Raw genomic sequence first — 21227 nt, forward strand, 5'->3', positions numbered from 1 at the left:
ACGCACGTGAAGCTCGCTTTCTCGACCCTCGGAGTCCCGGGGACGCCGGTCGCCGAGGTGGCGCGGCTCGCCGCCGACCACGGGTATGCGGGGGTGGAACTGCGCACACACCCCGAGGAGCCGGTGCACACCGGACTGACACCCGCCGAACGGGAGGCGGTGGCGGCGGAGTTCGCGAAGGCCGGGGTCGAGATCCTGGCTCTCGCCGGATACGTACGGGTCGCCGCCGAGGGGGACGACGCAGCCGTCCAGGCCGAGCTCACCGAGCTCGTCGAACTGGCCCACGACCTGGGGGCGGCGAACGTCCGGGTCTTCCCCGGCGGCGGCGACCGGGATGCCGCCGAGGCCGACGCCGACGCCGCCCGCCGGCTGGGCGCCGCGGCTCCGCACGCCGCCGACCTGGGCGTACGCATCCTCCTGGAGACCCACGACTCGCACCGCGCCGGGGTGGACGTGGCCAGGGTCGTGGGCACGGTCGGCCACCAGCAGATCGGTGCCGTCTGGGACGTCATGCACACCTGGCTGGCAGGCGAGGAGCCGGCGGCCACGCACGCGGTGCTCGCCCCCCACCTCGGCTACGTCCAGGTGAAGGACCTCGCGTCCGCCGAGGAGACCACACCGCTGGCACTGGGGGACGGGGTGCTGCCCCTGAAGGCGTGCCTGGACACGCTCGACCCCGATGCCTGGGTCTGCTGGGAGTACGAGAAGCGCTGGCACCCGGCCGCCGCACCCCTGCCGGGGCTGCTGTCGATGGGACGGGAGTATCTGCTGCGGCTCGGCGCGCCCAAGCAGTAGGCCAAGGCGTCCGGGCCCCGGGCGCGCGGGACCGGCCCGGCGCCTACGGGCGGCACACCCGGACCACGAACGCCCATGAGGAGAAGGCGAATTGGCCCAAGCTTTCTGCACGGAAGTGACCTACGGAAGGGGGCTTTTCGGGTCGTAGGGTCGTTCTCATGACCGACGAGACGCCTCCCGTGTCCACGACTTCCCCCTCCTTCCCCGCCGTGCTGACCCGCCGCGCGGACGCCGAAACCTGCGCCGACCCGAGCAGCGTGATGACCCTGCTGGCCGACTCGGACAGCACCGGGGGCGGCTGCACCAGCTACCGGTCCACGTTCACCGAGGGCGCGGTGGGCGCACCGGCCCACTTCCACACCAGGGCGTCGGAGCTCTTCTTCGTGCTCGGCGGAGCCCTGCGCGTGCTGGTGGGCGAGGAGGTCACCGTCCTGAGCGAAGGCGACTTCCTGCTGGTGCCGCCCCACACCCCGCACGCGTTCGCGGCGGCGCCCGGCCATGAGGCGGACGTCCTGTTCGTCTTCACCCCGGGCATGGGACGGTTCGACTACCTGCGGCTGCTCGGCCGGGTGATGCGCGGCGAGGCCGACCCGAAGGAGATCGCCGAGTCCGCCGAGCGCTTCGACAACCACTACGTGGACAGCCCCGTCTGGCGGGCCGCCCTCGGCGGGTCGGCGTGACCCGCCCCGCCGGCGTGCGCGTCCGGCAGGCCCGGCCTCCTCACCCTTTCGCCCGTCACCCCCGCCCGTCCCCGCGCGTGTCCCGGTTTTTTCGGGTGATCCTCTTGACCGGAAGTTACTTTCCATATATCCGTACCTTCTTGGAAGTTTCTTTCAGTACCGGAAGGGGCTCACGTGCACCACCGCACCTCCAGACGCACCCTCCTCGCCGCCACCGCGGCCACCGTCGCCGCGGCCGCCACCGGGGTCGTCGGCATTTCCGGCGCCGCACAGGCCACCGGTCCCTCGTCCGACAGCGGCCTCAAGCGGCTCATCGCCCGGATGAGCCTCGAGGAGAAGGTCGGCCAGCTCTTCGTGATGCGGGTGTACGGGCACTCCGCCACCGCCCCCGACCAGGCGGACATCGACGCCAACCTCGCCGAGATCGGGGTCCGCACCGCGGCCGAGCTGATCTCGACGTACCACGTCGGCGGCATCATCTACTTCACCTGGGCGCACAACACCCGCGACCCGCACCAGATCGCCGAGCTCTCCAACGGCATCCAGCGCGCCGGGCTCGCCGGGCCGACACCTCTGCCGCTCCTGATCTCGACGGACCAGGAGCACGGCATCGTGTGCCGCGTGGGCGAGCCGGCCACGCTCATGCCCGGCGCCATGGCCCTCGGTGCGGGCGGTTCCCGTTCGGACGCGCGCACGGCCGCCCGGATCGCCGGGGCCGAGCTGGCCGCCCTCGGCATCCGGCAGAACTACGCGCCCGACGCCGACGTCAACGTGAACCCGGCCAACCCCGTCATCGGCGTACGGTCCTTCGGCTCCGACCCCCGGTCGGTGGCTGCCCTGGTCGCCGCCCAGGTGAAGGGGTACCAGAGCGCGGGGGTCGCCGCCACGGCCAAGCACTTCCCCGGTCACGGCGACACCAGCACCGACAGCCACACCGGTCTGCCCTCCATCCACCACACCCGGGAGCAGTGGGCGGAGCTGGACGCCCCGCCGTTCCGGGCCGCCGCGGCGGCGGGCATCGACTCGATCATGACGGCGCACATCGTCGTCCCCGCCCTGGACCCCTCGGAGGACCCGGCCACCCTCTCGCGCCCCATCCTCACCGGCATCCTGCGCGAGGAGCTCGGCTACGACGGCGTCGTCGTCACCGACTCGCTCGGCATGGAGGGTGTGCGCACCAAGTACGGCGACGAGCGCGTCCCCGTCCTGGCCCTGAAGGCCGGGGTCGACCAGCTGCTGAACCCGCCGGACCTCTCGGTCGCCTGGAACGCCGTCCTGGCGGCGGTGAAGAGCGGGGAGATCAGTGAGGCCAGGATCGAGGAATCGATCCTGCGCATCTTCCGGCTGAAGTCGAAGCTCGGGCTGTTCCGCGACCCCTACGTCACGCACGCGGGTGTGGACCGGACCGTCGGCACCCGGGCCCATCTGGCCTCCGCCGACCGGATCGCCGAGCACACCACCACGCTGCTCGCCAACACCGGTGCGCTGCTGCCGCTCTCCCGCCGCTCGCACCGCGACCTGCTGGTGGTCGGCGCGGATCCCGCCTCACCGTCCGGTACTACGGGACCGCCGACCACCACGCTCGCAGGCGCCTTCCAGGAGCTGGGGTTCTCGGCGACCGCCCTGTCCACGGGGACGGCCCCCTCGAAGGCGAGGATCGCGGAGGCGGTGGCGGCCGCCCAGGGCAAGGACGCCGTGGTCGTCGGGACGTACAACGTCTCGGCGACCAGCTCCCAGCGCACCCTGGTCAGCGCGCTCGCGGCCACCGGCGTCCCGGTGATCACGCTCGCCCTGCGCAACCCGTACGACATCGCCCAGCTGACCGGTACGGGCTACGCGGCGAGCCTGGCCGCGTACTCCTGGACCGACGTCGAGCTGCGGGCTGCCGTCCGGGTCATCGCGGGCCGGGCCGAGCCGGTGGGCCGCCTGCCGGTTCCGGTGCAGCGCGTGGACGACCCGGAACGGACGCTGTACCCCGTCGGCTACGGCCTGTCCTACTGACACGGCTACGGGCCGGTCGTACCGGGTGGGCCCACCCGGTACGACCGGCCCGTCCACGTGCGGTTCCGCCGGGGCCGTACCCCGGCCTCGGCGCTACGGCCTCAGCGTGCCCGGGTTCCTTTCGAGCTCCTGGTCCCGCTTGTCCAGCTTCGCGTCGAACTTCGCGAGCGGCTTCGCCTTCGCCGGGTCGGCCTCGACGGCCGCCGGGGCGACTCCGGCCCAGCGCAGGATGGCGGCGGTCGCCGTGGCCTTCTGGTCGGCGACGAGGCCGGAGACCTTGGAGCCGTGGTTGCCGCCCGGCACCGTGAAGACGTAGCTGTCACGCGCACCCCGGCCGAGGCGGAAGGGCTCGGCGCCCCACGGGTCGTTCCCGCCGTAGACGTACAGCATGTGCTCGGCGTTGTTCCGCACCCAGGTGTCCACGTCGCGCATCACCGAGGGCTCGAACTTCATCGGGATGGAGCGCGGCACGAAGGTGCGGGGCGGCTGGTAGCCGTAGCGGCTGAGACCGTCCAGCCACGGCTGCTCGATGTCGGGCGATCCGAGCTGGGTGCCCGCCTGGTAGTAGTACGGCGTGTACCGCTCCAGGCCCTGGTCGGCGTAGGCGGAGAAGCCCGATATGCCGTCGATGGAGTCCCATATCTCCTGGTCGGTGGCGTTCGGGGCGTCGGCCGGGATGGCCTCGCAGTCGGAGAGCAGGCTGTACTGCCAGAACGCCCAGACGTAGTCCATGACGACGGCTTCGTACGCCTTGTCGAGCGAGCCGACGGTGTCGAAGGTGAGGCTGTTCTCGGCTGCGTACGCCGCGAACTTCTCCTCCAGCGGGCCGCGGCGCACGAGCGCCTCGCGCTGGACGCCGTTCAGCCGGTCGCGGCACTCCTTGGTGCCGACCTTCTCGAAGAACCGGTCGTAGGCCGAATCCTCCTTGTTCACCACGTCGTTGGGCGCCACGTAGGCGACGACGCCGTCCATGTCCTTCGGGTAGAACCGCTCGAAGTAGGTGGCGGTCATGCCGCCCTTGGAGCCGCCGGTGGTCAGCCAGTTCGCGGAGTAGATCTTCTTCAGCGCCGTGAAGACCCGGTGCTGGTCGCTGGCGGCCTGCCAGATGTCGAGCTTCGACCAGTCGGCGGGGGCCGGGCGGGACGGGGTGAAGTAACGATACTCCAGGGAGACCTGGTTACCGTCGATGATCTGCGTCGGCTCACTGCGGCTCGGGTTGGTGGAGACGTTGTAGCCGCTGGTGAAGAAGACCGTGGGGCGGGTCGTGTCCTTGTGCAGCAGGGTGACACGCTGCTGGAAGGTTCCCTTGGCCGGGTCCCTGTGGTCGACCGGCTGGGTGTAGTCGAGGACGAAGAAGCGGTAACCGGGGTACGGCTTCTCCTCGATCAGACGCATGCCCGGGATGGCCAGGATGCGGTCCTTGATGTCCTCGCCGCTGCTCTCGCCGTTGCTGCTGACGGAGCCGCTGCTCTGCTTCGCGGCCGGTTCCGCGGCGGTGGCCGCACCGGCCGAGGCTCCGGTCGCACTCGCCGTGCCGATGAGCACCGCCAGCGACAGAACCCCTGTGAGCGCCTTGCGCATGCACCCTCCCCTTGATTCACGACAGACGCCGTGAACCTAGCGGGGACCACACCCGCCACGCCAGACCCGGACGCACCTCAGCACAGGATCCATCCGGTGGAACCCGAGGAACCCGCGACGGAACCGGAGGCGCGCACACACCGGTTCAGGGCGTGGACCGTGACGGGTCCGGCCAGCGTGGTGAAGGTGCCGCTGTCCACGACCGCCCGTCCCCCGCGCGGCTGCAGCGACACGCGCATCGCACGGCGCGTGCCCGGCTTCTTGGCGACCGCGACGGCGCAGGCGTAGGACCGGCTCTCGTAGACGCGCAGCGAGCCGGTGGCGAACGTCACCGTCTTGGCCAGCCGTCCGGAACACGCTGCCGCGGCCTGCGCGGACGCCACGCCTCCGCCGCCCAGTACCAGGCCGGCGGAGGCGAGGAGCGGCAGCACGAACAGTGCCGCTCCCAGGCGCCGGCCCGATGCCGGTCGCGCAGGCCGCCGCCGTCCCGAGGCCCTCGGTCGTCCCGCCACTCGTCCACCCCACCCGCTCCGTCGAACCCTGCGGCCCTCACGGGGCACACATGCGTACGGGTGTACGACGCGCAAGGGGGCCCCCGAGGTTCCGGGAAACCGGGGCGGACAACGGTGTCAGACCGTCACCGGGGCGTCCTCGCCCAGTCCCTCCCCTATGAACGTGCGCCACAGCCGGGCGTAATGGCCGTTCCTGGCGAGGAGTTCGTCGTGCGTACCGTCCTCGGCGACCCGCCCGCCGTCCATCACCACGACCCGGTCCGCGCGGGCGGCCGTCGTCAGCCGGTGGGCCACGACGAGCGTGGTGCGGCGGCCGGCGATCCGGTCGGTGGCCTGGTTGACCTGTGCCTCGCTGGCGAGGTCCAGGGAGGCGGTCGCCTCGTCGAGCAGCAGGATGTCGGGGTCGACCAGCTCGGCACGGGCGAGGGCGATCAGCTGGCGCTGGCCCGCGGAGAGGTTACGGCCCCGTTCGGCGACCTCGTGCAGGTAGCCGCCCTCCAGGGTGGCGATCATCTCGTGGGCGCCGACCGCCCGGGCCGCCGCCTCCACCTGGGCGTCGGTGGCGTCCGGCAGTCCGTAGGCGATGGCGTCGCGGACCGTTCCCGCGAAGAGGTAGGCCTCCTGGGGGACGACTCCGAGCCGGTGCCGGTACGCGGTCCGGTCCAGCCTGCGCAGATCCGTACCGTCCGCCGTGACCCGCCCGCTCGTCGGGTCGTAGAAGCGGGCGACCAGCTTGACGAGCGTGGACTTGCCCGCGCCGGTCTCCCCGACGAAGGCCACCGTCTGGCCGGCCGGGATGCGCAGGTCGATGCCGGTGAGGGCCTCCTCCTCGCCGTCGTAGGCGAACGACACGTCCTCGAAGGCGATCTCGCCGCGCAGCGAGGTCACGCTCTGCGGGGCCTCGTGGTCGGCGGTGGAGGTCGGCTCCCGCAGCAGCTCCTGGATCCGGCCGAGCGAGACCGTGGCCTGCTGGTAGCCGTCGAAGACCTGGGAGAGCTGCTGCACCGGGGCGAAGAACAGGTCGATGTAGAGGAGATAGGCGACCAGGGCGCCCGTGGTCAGTGTGCCGTTGTCGACCCGGCCGGCGCCGACGATCAGCACGGCGGCCGCCGCGACCGAGGCCAGCAGCTGGACGAACGGGAAGTAGACGGAGATCAGCCACTGCCCGCGCACCCGGGCCTGGCGGTAGTGGTCGCTGCGGGCCGCGAACCGCTCGGCTCCGTCGCGCTCGCGGCGGAACGCCTGCACGATCCGCAGCCCGGCGACGGACTCCTGGAGGTCGGCGTTGACGACGCTGATGCGTTCCCGGGCGAGTTCGTAGGCCTTGACGCTCTTGCGGCGGAAGAAGAACGTGCCGACGACCAGCACCGGCAGGGTCGCGAAGACGACCAGGGCCAGCTGCACGTCCAGGACGAGGAGCACCACCATGATGCCGAAGAAGGTGACCACGGAGACGAAGGCCGTGACCAGGCCGGTCTGCAGGAACGTGGACAGCGCGTCCACGTCCGTCGTCATCCGGGTCATGATGCGGCCGGTCAGCTCGCGCTCGTAGTAGTCGAGGCCGAGCCGCTGGAGCTGCGCGAAGATCTTCAGGCGCAGGGAGTACAGGACGCGTTCGCCCGTGCGGCCCGTCATCCGGGTCTCCCCGATCTGGGCCGCCCACTGCGCGAGGACGGCGAGCAGGCCCAGTCCGGCCGCGGTCCAGACGGCGCCGAGCGCCATCCGCTGCACGCCGTCGTCGATGCCGTGCCGGATCAGTACCGGCAGCAGCAGACCCATGCCCGCGTCCAGGGCGACCAGTACCAGGCTCACCAGCAGCGGCAGCCCGAAGCCGTGCAGCAGCCGGCGCAGGCCGTACGACTCCTCCGGGCGGACGGCGCCGGCCTCGTCGATGCCGGGTGTGTCGGTGGCCGGTGGCAGGGCCTCGACCTGGGCGAGGAGCTCGGGTGTGGCGGGCATGCCGGCCGCCGCCGTGTCACGCCGCTCCTCCTTGCGGATCCAGAGTTCGGGGGTGATGCCGCGCTCGGCGTCGAACTCGGCCTCCAGTTCCTCCTGGAGCGCGCGGTCGTCGTCCGGCGCCGCGTCCGTCACCCGCTGGTGGCCCGGTGAGGTGCCGCCGAGCTCGTCCGGGTCGGTGAGCAGCCGACGGTAGAGGGCGGAGCGCTGCTCCAGCTCGGCGTGCGTGCCGATGTCGGCGAGCCGCCCCTGGTCGAGGACGGCGATGCGGTCGGCGAGGCCGAGGGTGGAACGCCGGTGGGCGATCAGCAGGGTGGTGCGGCCGGCCATGACCTGGGCCAGCGCCTCGTGGATCTCGTGCTCGACGCGGGCGTCGACGGCTGAGGTGGCGTCGTCGAGGAGGAGCAGGCGGGGGTCGGTGAGGATGGCGCGGGCGAGGGCCACGCGCTGGCGCTGGCCGCCGGACAGGGTGAGTCCGTGTTCGCCGACCTTGGTGTCGTACCCCTCCGGCAGCCGGGAGATGAAGCCGTGTGCCTGGGCGGCGCGCGCGGCCCGCTCGATCTGCTCCTGGGTGGCGTCCGGGTGTCCGTACGCGATGTTGGCGCGGACCGAGTCGGAGAAGAGGAAGCTGTCCTCGGGCACGAGCCCGATGGCGGCCCGCAGGGAGTCCTGGGTCAGCTCGCGGACGTCGTGGCCGCCGACGAGGACGGCGCCGTGCGACACGTCGTAGAAGCGGGGCAGCAGGAGGGAGACGGTGGACTTGCCGCTGCCGGAGGCGCCGACGACGGCGACGGTCTCGCCGGGCTCGATGGTCAGGGAGAACCCGTCGAGGACGGGACGCTCGCCCGCTCCTTCTCCGGTCTCCCCGTCACGGGCGGACCCCGGGTCCGGGGAGCCGTAGCCGAAGCGCACGTCGTCGAACTCGACGCTCGCCGGGGCGTCGGCGGGCAGCTCCTTCGTCCCGTCCTGCATGGAGGGCTCGGTGTCGATCAGCTCCAGGACGCGCTCCACGCCTGCCCGGGCCTGCTGGCCGACGGTGAGGACCATGGCGAGCATCCGGACGGGGCCGACGAGCTGGGCGAGGTAGGTGGAGAAGGCGACGAACGTGCCGAGGGTGATCTCGCCCCGGGTGGCCAGCCAGCCGCCGAGGGCCAGCATCGCGACCTGGCCCAGCGAGGGGACGGCCTGCAGTGCGGGGGTGTAGCGGGAGTTCAGCCGGATCGTCCGCAGCCGCCCCGCGAAGAGCCTGCGCCCGACCTCGCGGAGCTTGCCCGTCTCCTGCTCCTCCTGCCCGAACCCCTTGACGACCCGGACACCGGAGACGGCCCCGTCGACCACTCCGGCCACGGCGGCGGCCTGGCTCTGGGCGTACCAGGTGGCCGGGAAGAGGCGGGCGCGGGAGCGGCGGGCTATGTACCAGAGGGCGGGGGCGACGGCGAGGGCGATCAGGGTCAGCGGCAGCGACAGCCACGCCATGATCACCAGGGAGATGAGGAAGAGCAGGACGTTCCCGATGGTCATCGGGAGCATGAAGAGGAGTCCCTGGATCAGCTGGAGGTCGCTGGTGGCACGCCCGACGACCTGGCCGGTGGACAGCTCGTCCTGCCGCTTCCCGTCGAGCCGGGCGAGGGTGCCGTACATCTCGGTCCGCAGATCGTGCTGTACGTCGAGGGCGAGCCGGCCGCCGTAGTAGCGGCGGACGTAGGTGGCGGCGTAGACGAGGACGGCCGCGGCGACGAGCATCCCGGTCCAGAGACCGAGGGACCGGGTGTGGTTTCCGACGACGTCGTCGATGATCACCTTGGTGATCAGCGGGACGAGGGCCATCACGGCCATGCCGGCCAGGGAGGAACCCAGGGCGAGCAGGACGTTGCGGCGGTAGCGCCACGCGTATCCGGTCAGCCGCCGGGCCCACCCCGGCTGCGCCGTGCCCTTCTCCGTCGCGTCCTTCCGCTCCCCGTCCACGCTCTCGCCCGCCATCGTGCCTCCCGCATGTCCCCGTACCGCCCGCCGGTCTACCGCCAGTCACCAACACGGTCAGCTGCGGATTTCATCCCGCTGCAACAATTCTCGGCTTATGGGCGGAGGCGGGGGGCGGATGGTCCTAGGACCATCCGCCCCCCGCCTCCGGCTCACTCGTTCCGAAGGAAAGGGGCGAGGGCGACGCAGCCCGGGCGGGCCGGTTGCGTCGCCGTGGCCTCACCGAAGGCGCGCGAGGTTCTGGGCCACGGGACCGCCGCCGCTGCGTCCGGTGGGCACAGGACGCGCAGTGCCCGCGTGCGGTGCGGTGCGGTGGCCGGGCGCCGGCCCCCGGGTTCAGGGCGGCCTGCGCCCGGGCGGGGGTGAGCGGCGGCCGCGAGGGCGGTCACGACGGAGTGGCAGGGGGCGAGGTCCCCCGTGTCCGTCACAGGCCGTCGTGGTCGTGGCTCACCGGCCGCGGCCCTCCGCGATCTGGCGGGACATGATCGTGGTCAGCTCGTACGCCGTGTGGGAGGCGGCGACGGAGGTGATCTCCGCGTGGTCGTACGCGGGGGCGACCTCGACCAGGTCGGCGGAGACCAGGTGGCAGGAGGAGAGGCCGCGCAGGATCTCCAGGAGTTCGCGCGAGGTGAGGCCGCCGGCCTCCGGGGTGCCGGTCCCGGGGGCGTGGGCCGGGTCCAGGACGTCGATGTCGATGGAGATGTAGAGCGGCCGGTCGCCGATGCGCTGCCGGAGCTGGTCGGCGATCTCGTCGACCCCGCGCCGCATGACGTCGGCGGAGGTGACGATGCCGAACCCCATCTTGGCGTCGTCGGTGAGGTCCTGCTTGCCGTACAGCGGTCCGCGGGTGCCCACGTGGGACAGCGCTTCGGTGTCGAGGATCCCCTCCTCGACGGCCCGGCGGAAGGGTGTGCCGTGGGTGTACTCGGCACCGAAGTAGGTGTCCCAGGTGTCCAGGTGCGCGTCGAAGTGGAGCAGGGCGACCGGCCCGTGCTTCTTGGCGACGGACCGCAGGAGCGGCAGCGCGATGGTGTGGTCCCCGCCGAGCGTCATCAGGCGGGCGCCGGTCGCGAGCAGGTCGTCGGCGGCCGCCTCGACGGTCTCGACGGCCTCGTCGATGTGGAACGGGTTGGCGGCGATGTCCCCGGCGTCCGCGACCTGGGCGAGCGCGAAGGGGGAGGCGTCCTGGGCGGGGTTGTACGGGCGCAGCAGGCGGGACGCCTCGCGGATGGCGTTGCCGCCGAAGCGGGCGCCGGGGCGGTAGGAGACCCCGCTGTCGAAGGGCACGCCGACGACGGCGACATCGGCGGTACCGACCTCGTCGAGCCGGGGCAGCCGGGCGAACGTGGCGGGCCCGGCGTACCGGGGCACGCGCGAGGAGTCGATCGGACCGCGCGGCGTCTCGTTGCTGCTCATGGTGGGGTGCCTTTCGTTCGGGTGCGCGGCGGCCGGGTGTCCGCTCGGGTGCCGCCCGCAGGGACGACGGTAGGTGGCCGGAAGCCGACGCTGAAGTGTACGTTTCATCCATTCCCGACCACGTTGATGGATGGATCGTCCATGCCGGAACTCCCCGCCGGACCACCGGCCCCGCCCGTCGCCCTGGCCGAACTGCTGGCCCGGGAGGAACTGGGGCTGCGCCGGATCGCCGGTCCCGACCACGCGGATCTCCTGTGGGTACACGCCTCGGAGATGGCCGACCCGTATCCGTATCTGCTCGGCGGTGAGCTGCTGCTGACCGCCGGGGTCCAGCTCACGGACGCGGACACCTACGTGGCCCGGCTCGTGCAGGCGGGGGCGGCGGCGCTCGGCTTCGGGCTGGCGCCGGTACACGACACGGTGCCGTCCGGCCTGGTGGACGCGTGCGACCGGCACGGGCTGCCCCTGGTGGAGGTCCCTCCCGGGACCCGCTTCACCGCCCTCGCCCGGGCCGTGTGGCGGCTGATGGCGGAGGCGCGCCACCGTGAGCTGCGCAGGGTGACCCGCGCCCAGCAGGCCCTGGCGACGGCGGCGGCCCGCCCCGACCCGGTGCCGGCGGTGCTGCGTCAGCTGGCCGTGCACCTGGACGGCCAGGTCGCGGTCCTCAAGCCGGACGGCGGAGCGCTGCACACGGCGGGCGGGCATCCGGCACCGGAGGTGCGGGCGGCTCTGGCGCGGCTGGCCGGAGTGGTGGCCCCCGCCGCCCCCGACAGCGGCACGGGCCCGGCGGCCGGCCGGGCGCCGAGCCCGTCGTCGGCCACCGACACCCGGGGCGGCACCCACCTGTTCGCGTACGCGCTCGGCGGCGGACAGGGGCTGGTCCTCGCCCTGGCGACGCCCCGCCGTGACCCCGGCGACCACACCGTCGCGGGGATCGCGGCCGTCCTGCTCTCCCTGCTCACCGTGCCGCACCAGGGCGCCGACGCGGCGGGCCGCTCGGCGGCGCTCGTGCGGCTCCTGCTGGGCGCGGCCCCCGAGGACGTGGCCCCGCTGCTGGGCGACGGCGACTCCTGGACGGTGGCCCATGCCCGCCGCGCCGACGGCGCCCCGGCCGACCCGCTGAACGCCGGGGCGCTCGGCGCGGCGCTGGGCTCGGCCCTGACGGACGTGGACCGGGGGACCGTACGGATCCTGCTCCCCGGCCCTCCCGAGGCGGTGGCCGCACAGCCCGGCTGGACCCTCGGCGTCTCCGCCTCCGTCCCGGTGACCGCCCTGCCCGCCGCCGAAAGCCAGGCGTCCCGGGCCCTGGGCCACGCCGAGGCGACCCGCGCCCCGCTGACCACGCACCGCTCCGGCGCCGGGGGCCTGGCCGGCCTGATCCCGGCCGACCGCGCCGAGGCCCACGCCCGCGCCCTGCTGGCCCCCCTCACCGCGCCCCTGGCCGAGACGCTGCGCTGCTGGCTGAGCCTCCACGGCAGCTGGGACCGTACGGCGGTGGCCCTGCGCCTCCACCGCAACACGATCCGCCAGCGCGTCGCGCGGTGCGCGGCCCTGCTGGACGTGGACCTGGACGACATGGACGTACGGACGGAGCTGTGGTTCGCCCTGCGGGGGCGCACCCCGTGAACGCGCCCTGAAACAGCCCCTGGGACGTGGTGCGGCTGGCGCCCACGACCTGGCGCCGAACCCGGTGCGGGGTGGCTTCGGAACCGCCTGGCAGAAGCTCGACCTGAAGCATCCGAAAACGGAACTTGATGCGGATTTGTCGAATATCGATGACTTCGTGAAGGATGTTTTCCATGAGCTGCGAGCCAAGGGGCTGAACCTGAAGTGACCGAGGACTCTTCACGCATCGTGTTGGCCAGGCTGCGGGCCATCAACTGGGATGACGACTCAGCCGCCTTTGACCACCCCAATTCGCGTGCTCTGCTGATGCGTGAGTACCTGCGCCGGGCGGCTTTGTGGGCCAAGGCTTACAACGTCGAGGCAGCCTGGCCCTTCTTCGACATAGCCGAGCACGTCGACGCCGAAACTACGACCCCGCCGGACATCGCTGACGAACTGGAGGAACTCCTGGAGGAACTCGCCCCCGCCTCCCTCAGGACCACCTGTCGCGGCGCAGTCCGCTGGGCAGTCCTGCGGGAAGCCCACAGCGACCTACCCACGGATCTACCGGATCCGTACGAGCCACTGCTGGTCATGTACGAACGGGGTGGCGGCTACCACCTTGAGGAGTACCTCGACCTCAACGGCGTAATGATCCCGCTGCGCGACCTGGAGAGCAACGCCTCCGCTGCTCCCTTCCTCACGCTCGACCCGGCCACCCTTGACGCGCTGGACGCCGAAGAGACATGACGTCTACGCAAAGAGATCAGCGTCGGATACCCCTGGCGGAGCCCACACAGAATGAGCTTCTTCAGCGTTGCCCCTCCAGCGTGAGGATGGCCTTGGCGATTGACGTCGTGCAGTTGGGGCAACATCGGACCTGCGGCGGATGCGCCAGGACTTCAGCCTCGCAATGCCGCGTTGGACGAGCGCTCGGGCTGCAACCAGTGCCTGGTTGCGGGACTTTTCGGTGGGGGTGAGCTCCCGCAGGGGGTCGGCGTTTGATGCCGGTGGTCAGCCATGGGCCGGCGCGGCTGGTAAGCGAGGTGGGCCAGAACGGAACCCCTTGGCGTTCGCAGATGCGGATGATCCGGTGGGTGCGGGCGGCGGACAGGTCGCGGGTGCGGCCGGGCAGGGCGAGTGAGAGCCACAGCAACTGGCCGTCTTGGTGGGCGACGACCTGCACGTTCACGCCGTGTTTGTGGAGATAGGCAGCCCGGCCGTCGCCGACCCTGTCGCACTCGGCGAGGGTGCCATCGAGCAGGACGAACTCGGGTTCGTGCTCGCGCAGCGTCTGCAGCAGGCTCGGTGCACGCTCTGCGAGCAGGTCGACGACCGCGCCGGTGTAGGCGTGGGCGGTGGACTCGCTGATCCCGAACCCGGCTGCGATCTTCGCGAGAGTGGTATGCCGCGCAGGTACACCATTACCACCATCGCGCGCTGGGACGGACGGAGCTTGCAGCGCCGGTCGCCCTGACGGATGATGATCAGCATCGTGTCCCACTCCACGAGTTCGTTCGGCAGGTCGAGTGCGGCAGGATGGATGACCAACGAGGCCCCCGAGTCACGTGGGTGAGACGTCAGTCGTCTCGATCAACAACCCGGAGCCCTCGCTCGTTGCGCTCACGCCCCATCACCCGATCGGTGGCCAGTCCACGGAGGCTCACTAACTCCACCTTCCTCACATAGAGGTCCATGGCAGGGCCCTTGCCGCGCGGGGGCCTGATCGCGCCTTACGTAGGCGGCGCGGCCACCGCCCGGGATAAGGGTGCCCTCGTCGCGAAAGCGCTGCCCGCGGCACGCAAGGTAAGCCGCTTCGTCGACCGATCCCATACGTCTCCGAGGGCGAGGTGATCGGCCGCACGCGCGATGTGCCCCGGACCGGCCTGACATCCGCCCGGCCCCGCAACCTGATCATCTATTAGGATGACGCCACGCACGTGGGCATGTACCTCGGAGGCGAACATATGGTCCACGTTCCACAGCCCGGACACACCACCGCACCGGCTGCCTCCTTGCCCGCCCTCGACGTGGTCCGGCCCGGAGCCTGAGCGGATGCCTCACCCACTGACGCCCCCTGACAAGGCAAACCTCCCCGCCCTCAGCGCACAGCCACTCGTCCGTCTCGACGCCTACGTGGCGGAGGACGGGTCGACGGTGGTCAACGGCCACCTGCTGGCGATGGGCGGCACACGCCCGCCCAACGAGGCGATCCTCGACGCGATAGCCATGTTCGCCCGCACCCTGGGGGCTCCGGTGGCGGCGACCGTCATCGACCGCAGCGTGCGGCAGGTGGCGCGGCTTCGGGTGTACCCCGACGGCTCCAGCCGGACCATCGCCGAGGAGGAGGACCTCCCGCCGGGGCACGAGCGGACCGCCGCCGAGGAGAGAGCGTTTCCTCCGCTCGCCCGCGTCGAACGGATCATCCAGCACGCGCAGCGCGAGGAACTGCACGCCGCGTTCGTCCTCGCCGGCGCACTGCGGGAACACCTGACGCTGCGCCGGGGCGCGGAGGACGAGATGTCACTGGAGGCCAGGGCGATCGAGGCGTACATCGCCTATCGCCGCGGCGACTACACCACCTCCGTCGGCCTCGCGCTGACCGTCGCGCGCATACGCTGCAGCAGCGATCTGCACCGGGCCGTTCCCGAGGTGGCCCGTGCCACCGCCGCGTGGCAACGGCTGCGTGACGAGGCCCAGGTGGCGGCCAGGGGACAGGAACTGCTGCACATGTGGCAGAGGTTGTCCGCAGAGGGTCTGCTGCGGGAGCCGTCCCACCACGCCATGGCCCAGGCCGTCCGGAGCCGGATCGAACGAGGCAACCGGTACGCGCGGACCCCGGCACCCGTCCCCGCACCGGCCCTGCCCGCGGCTCAGGTCCAGGTCGCCCCCGCTGACCCGCCTCTCGCGCCCACCCGAAGAGGGATACGGCGCTTCACCAGGCGGGTAGGCCGCTCAGGCAGGTGAACCCGGCTGGCCAGCACATGAACATCCGCAGCTTCCCGACGGCCGGGTCCACCCGGCCCTGAGAGGTGGCGCGCAGATGCTCGTACCGGCTCTCCTCGGTCCGAGGAGGGTCGCCGAGGCGTCCCCGCGCGCTTCAGGAGCGGAAGTCGATGACGCCGTGACCCGGTCGCGCCTCTGCCTGCCGCATCCAGTCGAGGCACTGCATGACAGCCTCCCCGACGTCGGGCTCCAGGGACATCACGCCAAGCGATGCACCGGAACGTCCGGCGGGAGGCACCGGCCGCGCGGAGGGAAATGGGGAGGACGCCCCGGTGGGAGTCTGCTAGACAGGGGATCTCCCGCCCACGCCACAGGACTTGGATGCCATGCCCCGCGCCGTCACACTCATCCGCTCCACCACCCTCTCCGACGTGGCCGAGTACGCCTACGCCGCCACTGCCCCCGCCGACGCCCGGCTGGTCTTCCTCGCCGGGTCGTGCCCGCTGAACGAGGACGGTTCCACGGCGGCGGTGGGCGACTACGCGGGCCAGGCGGCGAAGGCGTTCGAGAACATGCGCACCGCCCTCGCCGACGCGGGCGCCTCGCTGGAGGACGTCATCAGCACGCGGGTTCTGGTCGCGTCCTCGCGGCAGGAGGACCTCGTGACCGCCTGGGACGTGGTGCGGGCCGGTTTCGGGGACCACGACGCGCCGAGCACGCTGCTGGGCGTCACGGTCCTCGGGTACAGCGACCAGCTCGTGGAGATCGAAGCGGTCGCAGCGGTGCTCGACGCCTGAGAGCCGTCGCCCGCTCAGTCCTCGTGGCCGGTGCGCAGAGCCGCCAGGCGTTCGCCTCGGCTTCGGGCGATCCGGTGGACGTCACCCAGCGACTCGGCCATGCGGGCTACGACGTACCGCAGTTGCGGCGCGGTCACCTGCCGGTCGTCCAGCATGTCGGCGGCGTGGCACAGCAGTTCGGCAGCGCGTTCGCCGACTGAAAGGTGCGGCGGCGTCGTCACCGCGGTCCCGCCGGAATGTATCCGCTGTGTATGCGCGCCTCCTTGAATCGCCGTGTCACCCGACGACAAGGGGAGAACCATGCACAGGAAGTTTCGCCGGTCGCTGACCGCCATGGCCGCGTTCGCAGCCGTCACGCTCACCGCTCCGGTCGCTGTCGCGGTACCGGTGGCGGATTCGTCGGAGGCCGTGGTCACCTCGCGGCCCGCCTTCAAGATGCCCTTCGAGTGCAACCAGACCTGGCTCGGCAGCAACTGGTCCGGGCACAGCCCCGCGCACTCGATCGACTGGAACCACTACGACGCGAACGGCAACCCTGACGATCTGGGCCGCCGGGTGTTCGCCAGTGCGGGTGGCACGGTGCTCGAGTCGTACTACTCCACGGGCGCCGGATACGGCAACACGATAGTCATCGGCCACGGGGGCGGCTGGCAGACGCGGTACGCGCATCTGAAGACGCGCACGGTGAGCGCCGGTGACACGGTCAACATGGGCCAGAAGATCGGCGAGGTCGGCGCTACGTCCGCCCTGTACGACATCACCCCGCACCTGCACTACGAGCAGAAGTACAACGGTTCGGTCGTCGTCGCGGTCGTCCAGGGCGTCACCTGGAGCGACTACCTCAAGCGCAACCAGGCCAGCACCAACAGATGCTGACGTGCCATCGGGTGCGGGCCAAAGGACGGCCCGCCGTCCGATGACCCCCTCCGGTGCGGGTGCGACGGCGGTCGCACCCGTCTCCGGCGGACCGCTCAGCGCATCGAACGGAGTCTGGCGTCCACCAGTCCTGCCTCGTCGGGAAGACCCAGGCGGTGCCAGGTGGCCAGGGAGCGGTGGAAGTAGTGCCGCGCGGTCTGCTTCCGGCCGGTCGCATCGTGCAACTCGCCCAGCAGGCCGGCCACCCGCGCCTCGGCGCGGCGGTCACCGAGCTGCTGCTGCACGGCGAGGGCACCGATCAGCAGTGCCGACGCCTCCCGGGCATCGCCCTGCCGTAAGCACAGTTCCGCGATGCTCTGCTGCACGTAGGCGGCGCAGTGCAGGTCGGCCAGCTCGTCGAAGATGCGGAGGGCGCGCTCCAGCTCGCCACGCGCCGACCGCGCCTCACCGCGCAGTTCGTGCAGGACGGCGACCCGGCGGCGCACCTGCGCCTCGCGGTGGCGGTCCCCCACGCCGCGGGACAGCTCCAGCGCCCCGCGCAGCCAGCCGGCCGCGGCCTCCGGTTCCTTGCGCTCCAGCCAGACGGAGGCGATCGCGTTGCGTGCCACCGCCTCACCGTGCGGGTCACCGGCGGCGGTGAAGTCCTGGAGCGCGGCGGTGAACGCCCCGAGGGCGGCGCGGAGATCACCCACGACCCGGTGGACCGAGCCGGCCCCCACCGCGGCGACGGCCTCCCCCGTCGGGTGGCCGAGTTCGGCGAAGAGCGCGCGGGAGCGGTCGAAGGACGTCAGCGCGTCCGCGTACCGGTCCTGGTAGAGGTGGAGCTGGCCGAGGTTGCGCAGCAGGGCCGCCGCCCTGACGTCTTCGTGGCGCGGCATGGCGTCGAGTACGAGCCGGTGGGTCCGCAGCCAGTCCCCGTAGTAGCCGCGCATGTCGAAGAAGCCCGCCAGTTCGATGGCCAGGTCGGCGGCCCGGTCGGTCCGCCCGAGCCGGACAGCAGCGTCGACGGCAGCCATGAGGTTGCGGTGCTCACTCTCGAACCAGTCCACCGGCCGGGCACGCACCTTGGCCGCGACAGCGTGCGCCGGTCCGTCCGGCGGGCCGTGCTCGTCGGGCCCGCCCAGGACACCGAGGAAACGGGTGGGCATCGCGGCGTTGGCTGAGCGTGCGAGGGCGATGAGGGCGTCGATGACCTGGAGGCGACGCCGGAGCCGGTCCTCCTGATTGCCCGTCAGGGTCAGCTCGCGGGCGTAGGAACGCAGCAGGCCGTGCATGCGGTAGCGGTTCAGACCGAGATCGTCCCTGCCCACGACTTCCACGAGGTGTTCGTCGACCAGGGTCTCCAGGCCCCCCGCCTCACCGTCGCACCCCGTCGCCACGGCGACGAGCCAGCCGGGGACGGCGTCGTCAGGCAGGTCCCCGAAGGTGCGGAAGGCGTGGGCGGCGGGCTCGGGAAGATGGCGGTAGCTGAGCTCGGCGCCGGCACGTACCTCGAGCTCACCGGAGCGGACCGCCCCGAGACGCCCGCGTTCGTCGTGCAGCGAGTCGGCCAGGGTGCCGACGCTCCACCCGGGCCGGTTCACCAGCCGCGCCGCAGCGATCCGTACGGCCAGCGGCAGCGATCCGCACTCGGCGAGGACACGGTCGGCGTCGGAGCGCTCCCGGAGCAGCCGGTCCGCGCCCACGATGGTCCCGAACAGGGCACGGGCGTCGTCGGGCCGCATCAGCCCGAGCGGGCAGTGGTGCGCGGGCAGCCCGGGCATCCGGCGCCGGGAGCTGACCAGTACGGCCGAGCCGCCGGTGCCTGGGAGCAGCGGGCTCACCTGTGTGCTGTCCAGGGCGTCGTCGAGCACGACGAGGAAGCGCCGCTGTGCCAGACGGGAACGGAACATCGCGGCGCGTTCGCCCGTTTCACCAGGTATCGCGCTGTCGATGACCCCGAGGCCGCGCAGCATCTCCGCCAGGACGTCCGCCGGTTCACGGGGGCACTCGCTCGTCCCCGCGAGGTCGACGAAGAGCTGACCATCGGGAAAGGTGTCGCGCACCCGGTGGGCGACGTGTACGGCGAGCGTGGACTTCCCGGCACCCGGTGGTCCCGACACCGCCGCGACCACGGGCTGTCGCGCTGCGGTGGACAGCAGCTCCTCCAGGTCGGCGACCTCGACGGCGCGACCGGTGAAGTCGGGTATGTCCATCGGCAGCTGGCAGACGGACGCGGGCACCGCCGCGTGGCGCCGGCCCGCGTAGCCGTTCACCTCGGCACCGATGGCCCGTAGCGGAGCGCTCGGCTCGATGCCCAGCTCGGCGGCGATCACCCGCTCCGCCTCGGCGTACGCGGACCGCGCCTCGGCGCTGCGGCCCGCGTCGTGAAGCGCGTGCACGAGCATCCGCCACAGGTCCTCCCGCAGAGGGTTCTCGGTCAGCCGGGATCGGAGGCCGGAGACCAGATGGGCGTAGTCCCCGAGCCGGAGCCGTAACTCCAGGCACTCGTCGACGGCGACCGACCGCAGCCCCTCCATGCGCGTGATGGCCGGGTCCCACACCACGCTGGAGGGCACGTCCTGGAGCACCCCGCCGCGCCACAGCTCCAGGGCCGATTCGTAGAAGCGCAGCGCGACGGCGTCCTCACCGCGGTCGCGAGCGGCACGGGCGGCCGCGAGCTGCTGCTCGAAGAGCAGCATGTCCACCTCGCCAGGGGCAGCGTCCAGCGAGTACCCCGAGGGCATGGTGCGCAGCCCCTCGACCGCCGCGGGCGGTATCAGGCGCCGCAGCGTCCGAACGTAGGTGCGCACGTTGGCGACCGCGGACCTCGGTGCGCCGCCGGGCCAGAGAACCTCTGTCAGAAGGTCCAGCGAGACGAAACCGTTCGGCTGAAGCAGCAGGGTGGCCAGCAGGGCCCTGGGCTTCGCCCCGTTGATCCGCACCGGGGCCCCGTGGGCCCGCACCTGGAGCGGCCCCAGGATCCCGAACGTCGGCTCCCCCACCGCGGCCTCCGTGACTGTCGCTGACTGCGGTGCAGCGTAACGATGTTCGACCCGGCGGAAAGGGAATCCAGGTGACGACTTCCATACGATTCGTGTCATGGTCTCGCTCATGTCCTTCGAGGATCAGCCACCTGTCGCGTACAGCGAGGGGCTGTCGACGGGGAAGATTCACGAGTCCCCGGCCGTTGTCGCCCGGTTGCAGGACATCTACGCTCTCGCACTGAGCGACGCACTTCCACGGAGAGAGTCACTCGCCATGGTGCGAGCGGCGGCCAAGGACTATGGGCATGAGGATCGAACGCGCGATCCCGGACGCGTCCGTGCTGCACGGATGGCGCAGGTCGGCGCACAGCGGTCCGGAATCAGGCAGCTGCGTGGAGGTCCTGGCCGGCCACCCCTCCGGCATCCCCGTCCGCGACTCCAAGTCCCCGAACGGGCCGACCCTGTTGATACCGGCCGCAGGCTGGTCGTCCTTCGTAGCCGCCGTCAAAGCCGGCCGTCTCGCCGCCTGAGCCGCGCACCCCGCCCCGGCCGGGATCACCGGCATGCGGGGTGTGCGCGTGGCCCTGATCGGGGCACACCGAACGTCACAGCGACGCACCGAGGGCGCGCCCGGCTCGTGCCTTCATGTCATGTACCGCTGTTCTCCTCGCGCCGTCGTCTACGGCGTTCACGTCGACGCTCGGCCCTCCGCGCCCGGGAGCGCGCCAGCCGTTCCTCGCGCATGCGGCGCTCGCGCTCCAGGCGCCGCGCCTCGCGCGCCCTGTCGGTCCGGCGCCGCGCAGTCCAGGGAATCGCGACACCGGCCGAGACGAGGGCGAACGCCACGATCCAGTGCCCGAGCGAGGTGCCCATGGTCAGCGCGCCCACCGCTCCGGCCACCGCTCCGGCCGAGTACCCCGGAGCCGGGCGCCAGTCCGTGCGGTAGCGCCCGAAGGCTTTGGCCATGATGCCCAGCGGCCGGAGCGCGGCCATGGATGCCGTGAAGTACTTCCCGCCGCCTTCCGGTACGCCACAGCCGCCCTTGGGATGCGGCGCGCACCCCTAAGGGCTGTCCCGCACTTCCCGGTGGATCAGCGTGCGGCGTCAGATGCGAGG

General features: G+C 71.9%; 16 protein-coding genes and 2 pseudogenes. 10 read left to right on the top strand and 8 right to left on the bottom strand.

The features are described 5' to 3' along the window. Positions 1 to 6: 6 nt before the first annotated feature. The 3 genes from BA175_RS20380 to BA175_RS20390 all read left to right on the top strand — a co-directional run bounded on the left by BA175_RS20380 (position 7) and on the right by BA175_RS20390 (position 3476). Positions 7 to 795: a sugar phosphate isomerase/epimerase family protein gene (locus BA175_RS20380; RefSeq protein WP_069172862.1), complete on the top strand. Its 789-nt coding sequence runs from the start codon at positions 7 to 9 to the stop codon at positions 793 to 795. Between the two features lie 158 nt (positions 796 to 953). Then, positions 954 to 1475 carry a cupin domain-containing protein gene (locus BA175_RS20385; RefSeq protein ID WP_069172863.1) on the top strand — a complete coding sequence of 174 codons (522 nt, stop codon included), beginning with the start codon at positions 954 to 956 and terminating at the stop codon, positions 1473 to 1475. A gap of 174 nt (positions 1476 to 1649) precedes the next feature. Further along, the gene (locus BA175_RS20390) at positions 1650 to 3476 is read left to right on the top strand and encodes a glycoside hydrolase family 3 protein (protein ID WP_069172864.1); all 1827 of its coding nucleotides are present in this window, start codon (positions 1650 to 1652) and stop codon (positions 3474 to 3476) included. 93 nt (positions 3477 to 3569) lie between these two features. Here the strand turns inward: BA175_RS20390 and BA175_RS20395 are convergent, their stop codons facing one another. The 4 genes from BA175_RS20395 to speB all read right to left on the bottom strand — a co-directional run bounded on the left by BA175_RS20395 (position 3570) and on the right by speB (position 10921). Continuing rightward, positions 3570 to 5057, bottom strand: a complete 1488-nt coding sequence (locus BA175_RS20395) for a S28 family serine protease (RefSeq protein WP_069172865.1) — start codon at positions 5055 to 5057, stop codon at positions 3570 to 3572. 77 nt (positions 5058 to 5134) lie between these two features. Beyond that, positions 5135 to 5506 (bottom strand): hypothetical protein, encoded by a 372-nt coding sequence (locus tag BA175_RS20400; protein ID WP_069173140.1) that lies wholly within the window; start codon positions 5504 to 5506, stop codon positions 5135 to 5137. A 180-nt stretch (positions 5507 to 5686) separates the two neighbouring features. Continuing rightward, the gene (locus tag BA175_RS20405; RefSeq protein ID WP_069172866.1) at positions 5687 to 9505 is read right to left on the bottom strand and encodes an ABC transporter ATP-binding protein; all 3819 of its coding nucleotides are present in this window, start codon (positions 9503 to 9505) and stop codon (positions 5687 to 5689) included. Positions 9506 to 9952: 447 nt separating this feature from the next. After that, entirely contained in the window at positions 9953 to 10921 is a 969-nt protein-coding gene (gene speB, locus BA175_RS20410; RefSeq protein WP_069172867.1) for an agmatinase, read from the bottom strand. A gap of 141 nt (positions 10922 to 11062) precedes the next feature. Here speB and BA175_RS20415 point away from each other — a divergent pair, with 141 nt between their 5' ends. After that, positions 11063 to 12547, top strand: coding sequence for a PucR family transcriptional regulator ligand-binding domain-containing protein (locus BA175_RS20415; RefSeq protein WP_069172868.1), 1485 nt, complete (start codon positions 11063 to 11065; stop codon positions 12545 to 12547). A gap of 306 nt (positions 12548 to 12853) precedes the next feature. Then, positions 12854 to 13276 (top strand): hypothetical protein, encoded by a 423-nt coding sequence (locus tag BA175_RS20420; RefSeq protein ID WP_254667921.1) that lies wholly within the window; start codon positions 12854 to 12856, stop codon positions 13274 to 13276. 61 nt (positions 13277 to 13337) lie between these two features. Here BA175_RS20420 and BA175_RS29845 read toward each other — a convergent pair. After that, a pseudogene (locus tag BA175_RS29845) lies at positions 13338 to 14077 on the bottom strand (transposase family protein). A 504-nt stretch (positions 14078 to 14581) separates the two neighbouring features. Between BA175_RS29845 and BA175_RS20430 the strand changes: the two are divergent. Together BA175_RS20430 and BA175_RS20435 are read left to right on the top strand one after the other, a co-directional pair. Next, positions 14582 to 15493: a hypothetical protein gene (locus BA175_RS20430; protein WP_069172870.1), complete on the top strand. Its 912-nt coding sequence runs from the start codon at positions 14582 to 14584 to the stop codon at positions 15491 to 15493. Positions 15494 to 15858: 365 nt separating this feature from the next. Next, positions 15859 to 16269 (top strand): RidA family protein, encoded by a 411-nt coding sequence (locus BA175_RS20435; RefSeq protein WP_069172871.1) that lies wholly within the window; start codon positions 15859 to 15861, stop codon positions 16267 to 16269. 14 nt (positions 16270 to 16283) lie between these two features. On the opposite strand, the gene BA175_RS20440 is transcribed toward BA175_RS20435, so the two are convergent. After that, positions 16284 to 16490, bottom strand: a complete 207-nt coding sequence (locus BA175_RS20440; RefSeq protein WP_069172872.1) for a hypothetical protein — start codon at positions 16488 to 16490, stop codon at positions 16284 to 16286. A gap of 79 nt (positions 16491 to 16569) precedes the next feature. Here BA175_RS20440 and BA175_RS20445 point away from each other — a divergent pair, with 79 nt between their 5' ends. Next, positions 16570 to 17145 carry a M23 family metallopeptidase gene (locus BA175_RS20445; RefSeq protein ID WP_069172873.1) on the top strand — a complete coding sequence of 192 codons (576 nt, stop codon included), beginning with the start codon at positions 16570 to 16572 and terminating at the stop codon, positions 17143 to 17145. Between the two features lie 95 nt (positions 17146 to 17240). Here the strand turns inward: BA175_RS20445 and BA175_RS20450 are convergent, their stop codons facing one another. Beyond that, entirely contained in the window at positions 17241 to 20129 is a 2889-nt protein-coding gene (locus BA175_RS20450) for an AfsR/SARP family transcriptional regulator (RefSeq protein WP_069172874.1), read from the bottom strand. Between the two features lie 97 nt (positions 20130 to 20226). Between BA175_RS20450 and BA175_RS31870 the strand changes: the two are divergent. Together BA175_RS31870 and BA175_RS20455 are read left to right on the top strand one after the other, a co-directional pair. Beyond that, a pseudogene (locus BA175_RS31870) lies at positions 20227 to 20382 on the top strand (Scr1 family TA system antitoxin-like transcriptional regulator); the annotation flags it as partial. 34 nt (positions 20383 to 20416) lie between these two features. Continuing rightward, positions 20417 to 20641 (top strand): DUF397 domain-containing protein, encoded by a 225-nt coding sequence (locus BA175_RS20455; protein ID WP_069172875.1) that lies wholly within the window; start codon positions 20417 to 20419, stop codon positions 20639 to 20641. 118 nt (positions 20642 to 20759) lie between these two features. Here BA175_RS20455 and BA175_RS20460 read toward each other — a convergent pair whose 3' ends face one another. Continuing rightward, a complete protein-coding gene (locus tag BA175_RS20460) occupies positions 20760 to 21104 on the bottom strand; it encodes a hypothetical protein (protein WP_254667922.1) in 345 nt (114 codons plus the stop codon). Between the last annotated feature and the right edge of the window lie 123 nt (positions 21105 to 21227).

This window comes from Streptomyces griseus (assembly GCF_001715295.1).
Lineage (GTDB): Bacteria > Actinomycetota > Actinomycetes > Streptomycetales > Streptomycetaceae > Streptomyces > Streptomyces griseus_G.

Coding starts and splice junctions, on each gene's coding strand:
- BA175_RS20420 (WP_254667921.1), top strand. CDS start 12,854: ATGCGTGAGTACCTGCGCCGGGCGGCTTTGTGGGCCAAGGCTTACAAC.
- BA175_RS20415 (WP_069172868.1), top strand. CDS start 11,063: ATGCCGGAACTCCCCGCCGGACCACCGGCCCCGCCCGTCGCCCTGGCC.
- BA175_RS20385 (WP_069172863.1), top strand. CDS start 954: ATGACCGACGAGACGCCTCCCGTGTCCACGACTTCCCCCTCCTTCCCC.
- BA175_RS20455 (WP_069172875.1), top strand. CDS start 20,417: ATGAGGATCGAACGCGCGATCCCGGACGCGTCCGTGCTGCACGGATGG.
- BA175_RS20430 (WP_069172870.1), top strand. CDS start 14,582: ATGCCTCACCCACTGACGCCCCCTGACAAGGCAAACCTCCCCGCCCTC.
- BA175_RS20405 (WP_069172866.1), bottom strand. CDS start 9,505: ATGGCGGGCGAGAGCGTGGACGGGGAGCGGAAGGACGCGACGGAGAAG.
- BA175_RS20395 (WP_069172865.1), bottom strand. CDS start 5,057: ATGCGCAAGGCGCTCACAGGGGTTCTGTCGCTGGCGGTGCTCATCGGC.
- BA175_RS20445 (WP_069172873.1), top strand. CDS start 16,570: ATGCACAGGAAGTTTCGCCGGTCGCTGACCGCCATGGCCGCGTTCGCA.
- BA175_RS20435 (WP_069172871.1), top strand. CDS start 15,859: ATGCCCCGCGCCGTCACACTCATCCGCTCCACCACCCTCTCCGACGTG.
- BA175_RS20460 (WP_254667922.1), bottom strand. CDS start 21,104: ATGGCCGCGCTCCGGCCGCTGGGCATCATGGCCAAAGCCTTCGGGCGC.
- speB (WP_069172867.1), bottom strand. CDS start 10,921: ATGAGCAGCAACGAGACGCCGCGCGGTCCGATCGACTCCTCGCGCGTG.